This window comes from Adlercreutzia sp. DFI.6.23 (genome assembly GCF_024462535.1).
Lineage (GTDB): Bacteria > Actinomycetota > Coriobacteriia > Coriobacteriales > Eggerthellaceae > Adlercreutzia > Adlercreutzia rubneri.
Genome location: NZ_JANGBP010000142.1, coordinates 1 through 419 on the forward strand (window position 1 = coordinate 1; position 419 = coordinate 419).

1 protein-coding gene is annotated in these 419 nt (G+C 71.8%); it reads right to left on the reverse strand.

Going from position 1 to position 419, the window contains the following annotated elements; translation table 11 throughout:
- Positions 1-189 precede the first annotated feature (189 nt).
- Positions 190-345 (reverse strand): helix-turn-helix domain-containing protein, encoded by a 156-nt coding sequence (locus tag NE591_RS16360; RefSeq protein WP_371130608.1) that lies wholly within the window; start codon positions 343-345, stop codon positions 190-192.
- Positions 346-419: the final 74 nt, after the last annotated feature.

A 419-nucleotide genomic window follows, 5' to 3' on the forward strand; every position in this document is an offset into this window, starting at 1 on the left:
GGAAGCGACGCTGGCGAGCAAGCCGCGCTACATCGGGTTCGCCTGTGGGCATGGCGCCCACGGTTCGGCGAAGTACAGCCGAGCGCGGGCCAAGCAGGTCTGGCAGCGACAGATGCGACAAGAAGGAGCCTCTCGGGGCTCCTTCCCTTTTATAGAGGCCCGACGACGGGATCCCGCAGCAGCGCGGTCTCAGAGGCGGTGCGGTTTGCGCCAGGCGGCGGGGGAGCAGCCGACCTCGCGGGAGAAGGCGGTGGCGAAGGTAGTCGGGCGCGGATAGCCCACGGCGCGGCCCACCTCGGACAAAGGGAGGTCCGTGCCGGCCAGAAGCTCGCGGGCGCGCTCCATCCGCAGGTCCCGCAGCTCCTCGGCCACGCCGCGCTCGCGTCTGGCGGCCACCTACAAGGCCGAGCGCGGGCGCG